General features: G+C 64.3%; 7 protein-coding genes. 5 read left to right on the top strand and 2 right to left on the bottom strand.

What is annotated here, in order from left to right; all coding sequences use genetic code 11:
* The 4 genes from VIE67_RS08815 to VIE67_RS08800 all read left to right on the top strand — a co-directional run.
* A partial coding sequence (locus tag VIE67_RS08815) for a tRNA (adenosine(37)-N6)-threonylcarbamoyltransferase complex transferase subunit TsaD (RefSeq protein ID WP_414707323.1) occupies positions 1-595 on the top strand: 595 nt, incomplete at its 5' end.
* 43 nt (positions 596-638) lie between these two features.
* Entirely contained in the window at positions 639-998 is a 360-nt protein-coding gene (gene folB, locus VIE67_RS08810) for a dihydroneopterin aldolase (RefSeq protein ID WP_332025314.1), read from the top strand.
* Positions 998-1,486, top strand: a complete 489-nt coding sequence (folK, locus tag VIE67_RS08805) for a 2-amino-4-hydroxy-6-hydroxymethyldihydropteridine diphosphokinase (protein ID WP_332025312.1) — start codon at positions 998-1,000, stop codon at positions 1,484-1,486. The genes folB and folK overlap by 1 nt, the downstream gene beginning before the upstream one ends.
* 87 nt (positions 1,487-1,573) lie before the next feature.
* Complete coding sequence (locus tag VIE67_RS08800) at positions 1,574-2,425, top strand: DUF6159 family protein (protein WP_332025310.1); 852 nt, start codon at positions 1,574-1,576, stop codon at positions 2,423-2,425.
* Positions 2,426-2,455: 30 nt separating this feature from the next.
* Here VIE67_RS08800 and VIE67_RS08795 read toward each other — a convergent pair whose 3' ends face one another.
* Entirely contained in the window at positions 2,456-3,205 is a 750-nt protein-coding gene (locus tag VIE67_RS08795; protein WP_332025308.1) for a pteridine reductase, read from the bottom strand.
* Between the two features lie 74 nt (positions 3,206-3,279).
* Here VIE67_RS08795 and VIE67_RS08790 point away from each other — a divergent pair, with 74 nt between their 5' ends.
* On the top strand, positions 3,280-4,416 hold the full coding sequence (locus VIE67_RS08790; protein WP_332025306.1) for a class I SAM-dependent methyltransferase: 1,137 nt from the start codon (positions 3,280-3,282) through the stop codon (positions 4,414-4,416).
* Here VIE67_RS08790 and VIE67_RS08785 read toward each other — a convergent pair.
* Positions 4,405-5,637, bottom strand: coding sequence for a multifunctional CCA addition/repair protein (locus tag VIE67_RS08785; RefSeq protein WP_332025304.1), 1,233 nt, complete (start codon positions 5,635-5,637; stop codon positions 4,405-4,407). The two genes, VIE67_RS08790 and VIE67_RS08785, sit on opposite strands and share 12 nt — an antisense overlap.
* Between the last annotated feature and the right edge of the window lie 275 nt (positions 5,638-5,912).

The following is a 5,912-nucleotide window of genomic DNA, read 5'->3' as shown; positions in this document are numbered from 1 at the left end:
GATGCTGATCGAAGTCACTGGTATCGGCCGCTATCGCCTGCTCGGCGACACGCTCGACGACGCCGCCGGCGAGGCCTTCGACAAGACCGCCAAAATGATGGGGCTGGACTATCCGGGCGGGCCGGCGCTGGCAAAGCTGGCTGAAACCGGCACGCCGGGGCGATTCAAGTTTTCCCGGCCGATGACCGATCGGCCCGGGCTGGATTTCAGTTTCTCCGGATTGAAGACTCAGGTCCTGCTCGCTTACCAAGCACACAAGCACGAGGCAAACGCCAAGGCCGATATCGCGCGCGGTTTCGAGGAGGCGATCGTCGATACCCTGGTGATCAAATGCCGGCGCGCCCTGCAAGCAACCGGCGCACGCCGTCTGGTAATCGCCGGCGGCGTCGGCGCCAATCGCCGTCTGCGCGCGCAACTCGCCGCGGCGGCCGAGCGTGAGGGCTTTCGCGCCTATTTCCCGCGCCTGGAATTCTGTACCGACAACGGCGCGATGATCGCGCTGGCCGGCGCGCTGCGCCTGCAGGCAGGATTGCACGACGACACCGCGATCAAAGTGGCGTCGCGCTGGGACCTGGAAAGTCTTCCCGCGGTATAAGATTTCCAGCCCCTCAGCCCTCAGCCCTCAGCCCTCCCAGACAATGGACACCGTTTTCATCGAAGACCTGCGCATTGAGACCGTGATCGGCATTTACGACTGGGAACGCCAGATCCGCCAAGTCGTCGCGCTCGATCTGGAAATGGCGTTCGATAATCGCAAGCCGGCAGCGAGCGACAAGATCGCCGACACGCTCGATTACAAAGCCGTAGCCAAGCGCCTGATCGCGTTTGTCGAAAGCTCCACGTTTCAGCTGGTGGAAACGCTGGCCGAGCGCTGCGCCGAAATCGTGCTCGAGGAATTCGAGGTGCGTTGGCTGCGGCTGAAATTGGCGAAACCCGGCGCGGTACGCGGTTCGAAAGCGGTCGGCGTCGTTATCGAGCGCGGCGAGAAGCCAGCTTGATGGCGCGTGCCTATCTGAGTCTCGGTTCGAATCTCGAGCCGGAGAAGAACCTGCGCGCCGCGCTGACCGAACTGCGCGCGCGGTTCGGCGACATCACCGTGTCGCCGGTCTACCGCTGTCCGGCCGTCGGCTTCGACGGGCCGGATTTTCTCAATCTCGCCGTCGGTATCGACACCGAACTCGATCCTCACGCGCTCAACGAGTGGCTGCATGCTCTGGAAGATCGTCACGGCCGCCGGCGCGACGTGCCGCGCTTCTCCAGTCGGACGCTGGATGTCGACATCGTGCTGTACGGCGACCGCGTGCTGAAAGGGCCGGGCAATCTCGAACTGCCGCGGCCGGAACTCAAATACGCCTTTGTGCTCAAGCCGCTCGCTGATATTGCGCCGCAGGTGGCGCATCCGCTGCTTGGCAAGACGCTTAAGCAGCTGTGGCAGGAGCAGGCACACGCAGCGGATTCGTCGTTACAACCGGCAGGCGATCTGTAGACCTGCAAGCGCACGCCACTTCCAGCTCTTTACGTCATGCAGGCGCGGTGTTAAAACGTCGCTGCAATCGGTCGAGGGGGCGACATCATGTTCGAAAAGATCGAGCGCAGTTGGGCTCTGGTCAAGGCCAGCGCAGCAGTCCTGCAGGCGGACAAGAAGCTGCTCGTGTTCCCGGCGCTGTCTGCGCTATGCACGCTGCTGGTCGCCGGGAGTTTCCTGATCCAGGCAAACGCGGCCGGCTTGTTCCGCCAAATCGACCACGGCCATCTGACCGCGGAGCGCTTGCCGCTGTGGTTCGGGTTCTACCTGGTGCAGTACTTCATCATCATTTTCTTCAACTGCGCACTGGCCGGTGCTGCCCTGATTCGCCTGCGCGGCGGTACACCGACCCTGGCAGACGGTCTGCGCTGCGCCCTCGCCCAGTTGCCTTCGATCCTCGTCTATGCGGTCATTTCCGCGACGGTCGGCATGATTCTGCGCTCGCTGCAGGAGCGCGCCGGTTTCATCGGGCGCTGGATCATCGGCCTGATCGGTCTGGCTTGGACGCTGGCCACGTTTCTGGTCGTGCCGATTCTGGTCAGCAACGACGTCTATCCGCTCGAGGCGATCAAGCGCAGCGCCGAATTGCTCAAGCGTACCTGGGGCGAGAATCTGATCGGCAACGCCGGTATCGGTGTCGTGTTCGGGTTGATCATGTTTCTGCTGATCGTATCCGGCATGGCATTGATTATTCCCGCCGCTGCATCGAAGTCCACGCTGACCGTCGGTCTGGTCATTGCGTTTTTGATCATTGCCGTCGTGCTGCTGGCGCTGGTGCAGTCTGCTCTGCAGGGTATTTATGCGGCGGCGATCTATCGGTACGCGGAAGAGGGCGCGAGCGGCGCGGGTTTCGATGAGGCGCTCATCGCCGATGCGTTCAGGACCAAGGACGAGGACTGAGCGTTTCGCAATCGCGCCAGGTTGTCGCGGTTAGATCACCAGCGCGCGGCCGCCGTCCACTTTCAGTATCTGCCCGGTGGTGAATTTCGCGTCGCGCAGCAGGAACAGCACGGCGCTGGCGACGTCTTCGGGTGTGCCCGTGCGCTTGAGCGCGCTGCGTGCGACGAGTTCGGCCTGATCGGCATACGGTTTGCCGGACTCCGGCCACAGAATCGCACCGGGCGCGACGCCATTGACGCGCACGTCGGGGCCGAGCTCCCTGGCCAGTGCCAGCGTCATCATTGCCAGCGCGGCCTTGGCCATGCTGTAGACCGGATGCCGGGCCAGCGGGCGTTCCGCGTAAATATCCACAATGCTGACAATGCTGCCTTGTGTACTTTTCAGGAATGGCGCGGCGGCCTGGGCGAGGAAAAACGGCGCCTGCGCGTTGCTGACGAACAGCTCGTTCCATTGCTGCACGGTGGTCTTGCCGACCTCGGTCGGAAAGAAAGCCGAGGCGTTGTTGACGAGTCCATCGAGGCGGCCGTAGCGCGCGACGCAGGTTTCGACAATCTGCGGCAGGCGCTCGATATCGGCTAGCTCGGCCTGGATGGCGCAGGTGCTGTTCGCGCGCACGGCTTCGAGGTCCTTGCACAGCGCCTGCATGTCCGCCTGTGAGTTGCGGTAATGCAGGGCGAGATCGTAGCCGGCGGCGTGCAAGCTGCGCGCGATCACACTGCCGACGCGGCGGGCGGCGCCGGTGATCAGGAGGACAGGGCGCGGATGCGCGGGGTCGGTCATTCGCTCTTCCTCGGCACGCAGGTTAAGCTGCGCGCTGCTTTGCGGATTTGACCCGATTCTTTCACATCGCTCGCATGCGCGTCGAATTGCCCGAACCCAGTGCCGACGTGCGCGCGCATAGCGAGCGCGTCGCAGCCGTCATCCGCGATGAAATTGCCGCCGCCGACGGCGCACTCGATTTCGCGCGCTATATGGAGCTGGCCTTGTACGCGCCGGGCCTCGGCTACTACAGCGCGGGAGCGGCCAAGTTCGGCGCAGCCGGCGATTTCGTGACGGCGCCGGAACTGGGCAGTGTATTTGCGCGTTGCCTCGCACGCGCGGTCGCGCCTGCGCTGCGCGACGGCGTTCTGCTGGACCACGACATCCTGGAGCTGGGCCCAGGCAGCGGCGCACTTGCGGTCGACTTGCTGCGCGAACTCGAACGCCTCGATGCCTTGCCCGCACGTTATCGCATGCTTGAGCGCAGTGCCGATCTGCGCGAACGTCAGCGCGGGACCATCGTCGAGCATTGCGCGCATTTGCTGGATCGCGTCGAGTGGCTCGATGCGCCGCCGCCCGAGCCCTGGTGCGGTGTGTTGATCGCCAACGAAGTGATCGACGCGTTGCCCGTGCGCCTGTTCGCATTGCGCGACGAGGGTGTGTTCGTGCGCAACGTCGCTGTCGATGCGCACGATCGCTTCGTCTGGCGAGAACAGGCTGCCAATGCGACGTTCGCAAATATCCTGGACCAGATTCTTGGCGATGGCGTCCGCACGCTGCCACGTCCGTATAGTTCCGAAATCTGTACCTTGCTGGCGCCGTGGCTCGCGGAAGTCGCGCGCACGCTGGAACGTGGCAGCGCCTTCCTGATCGACTACGGCTACGCGCACGGCGAGTACTACCATGCGCAACGCAGCGCCGGCACCTTGCGTTGTCACTATCGCCATCGCGCGCACGACGATCCTTTGATCCTGCCCGGCGTGCAGGACATCACCGCTTCAGTCGATTTCGATGCGCTGGCGCGCGCAGGCGCCGCGGCAGGCTTTGTGGTCGCCGCGCACAGCACGCAGGCGCAATTCCTGATCGCGCACGGTCTCGATGAAGTGTTCGCGCAAGCCCATGCGCAAGCTAGCGACGAAGCCGCGCGCTATGCGCTCGCGCAGCAGGTCAAACGGCTGACCCTGCCCAGCGAAATGGGCGAGCGGTTTCGGGTGATGGAATTACGACGCTGACTTTGGCGTAAGCGCGGCAATTGCGTTCACGCGCGCCGCACGCATCGCTTCGCCGACGGCTGGCCCTTGCAAACCTCGGTCGACAAACGGCTGCGCGCCGACTTCCGCAGCGGCGGCAAACGCCGCACGCAGAAATTGCGCTTGCGGATACGCCGATTCTTCGAGCCCCAGACGTCCGCGCTTGTCCGCTTCGCAGGCCAGCAGGAAGGGCTCGATACGGTCGGGGCGGCGGAATGCGTCGAGTTGCTCGAAGATGCCGAGCACGGTTGCCGGGCGCAGTTCCAGCGCCGTGTGCGCAAGCAGGTGCAGCTTGCACACCAGTTGCGCCAGTGCGGCGTATTCGGAGGATACTTTCAGCCTTGCATTCAAGGCGGCAATCGGCGCGATGCCGCTGTGTTCGTGGCCGTGATGACGCGGCAGCTGATCTTTGGGCGTCAGCGCCTTGCCGAGGTCATGCACCAGCGCGCACCAGCCGATCAACGCATCGCTGGGAGCGAGACGCGCGGCCATGTCGACGACCAGTTCGGTATGCACGCCGCTGTCGATTTCGGGATGGAATTCCGCGCGCTGCGGCACGCCGTAGAGCGCGTCGATTTCAGGGTAGAGTCTGGCCAGCGCCTGGCAGTCGCGCAAGGCGCGCAAAAATGCGCTCGGCGTCGATTCGGTCAGCGCTTTCTGTGTTTCGGCCCAGACGCGTTCGGGCACCAGATGGTCCACTTCGCCGCTGCTCACCATCTGCCGCATCAGCGTCAGCGTTGCGGCCGCGATACGAAATCCACGCGCGGCAAAACGCGCCGCGAAGCGTGCGACGCGCAGCACGCGCACCGGGTCCTCGGCGAATGCGGGCGAGACGTGGCGCAGCAATTTCGCGTCGAGGTCGCGCGCGCCCCCGAAGGGATCGATCAGCGTACCGTTTTCATCTTCGGCGATCGCATTGATGGTCAGGTCGCGCCGGCGCAGATCGTCTTCCAGCGTCACGCTCGCGTCGGTGTCGAACGCGAAGCCGTGGTAACCGCGTCCGGTCTTGCGCTCGGTGCGCGCCAGCGCGTATTCCTCGCCGGTTTGTGGATGCAGGAACACGGGGAAATCCTTGCCCACCGGTTTGTAGTTCGCGCGCAGCAGGTCTTCGGGCTGCGCCCCGACGACGACCCAGTCGCGGTCCTTCACTGCGTTGCCGAGCAAGCGGTCGCGCACCGCGCCGCCGACGAGATAGGTTTTCATCCGCGCATTATGCTTGAGCTTGCCTTCTCCCACCGGGAGAAGGTGGCGCGAAGCGCCGGATGAGGGAAGGGCATGCCGGTTTTATGCGACGCGAATCAGCTGCAATGGCTTTCCCTCATCCGCCTTCGGCACCTTCTCCCGAGGGGAGAAGGGAAGCGTCAGTTCGTCGCAATTTTTGCGGGCGATGCCGGGCACGCAACCGCCCGGCGCATCACCTTGTCGCCGGGCGGATCGTAGGCCTGGCCGATGCGCGGCAGGCGCGAGGACAGCGTCTG

The sequence above is a fragment of the Rudaea sp. genome, from assembly GCF_036560865.1.
In the GTDB taxonomy this organism is placed as follows: domain Bacteria; phylum Pseudomonadota; class Gammaproteobacteria; order Xanthomonadales; family Rhodanobacteraceae; genus Rudaea.
This window is presented reverse-complemented; position numbering and strand designations above follow the sequence as displayed.

What these genes read in the sequence shown, in the direction of transcription:
- folB (WP_332025314.1), top strand. Translation starts at nt 639, where the DNA reads ATGGACACCGTTTTCATCGAAGACCTGCGCATTGAGACCGTGATCGGC.
- folK (WP_332025312.1), top strand. Translation starts at nt 998, where the DNA reads ATGGCGCGTGCCTATCTGAGTCTCGGTTCGAATCTCGAGCCGGAGAAG.
- VIE67_RS08800 (WP_332025310.1), top strand. Translation starts at nt 1,574, where the DNA reads ATGTTCGAAAAGATCGAGCGCAGTTGGGCTCTGGTCAAGGCCAGCGCA.
- VIE67_RS08795 (WP_332025308.1), bottom strand. Translation starts at nt 3,205, where the DNA reads ATGACCGACCCCGCGCATCCGCGCCCTGTCCTCCTGATCACCGGCGCC.
- VIE67_RS08790 (WP_332025306.1), top strand. Translation starts at nt 3,280, where the DNA reads ATGCGCGTCGAATTGCCCGAACCCAGTGCCGACGTGCGCGCGCATAGC.
- VIE67_RS08785 (WP_332025304.1), bottom strand. Translation starts at nt 5,637, where the DNA reads ATGAAAACCTATCTCGTCGGCGGCGCGGTGCGCGACCGCTTGCTCGGC.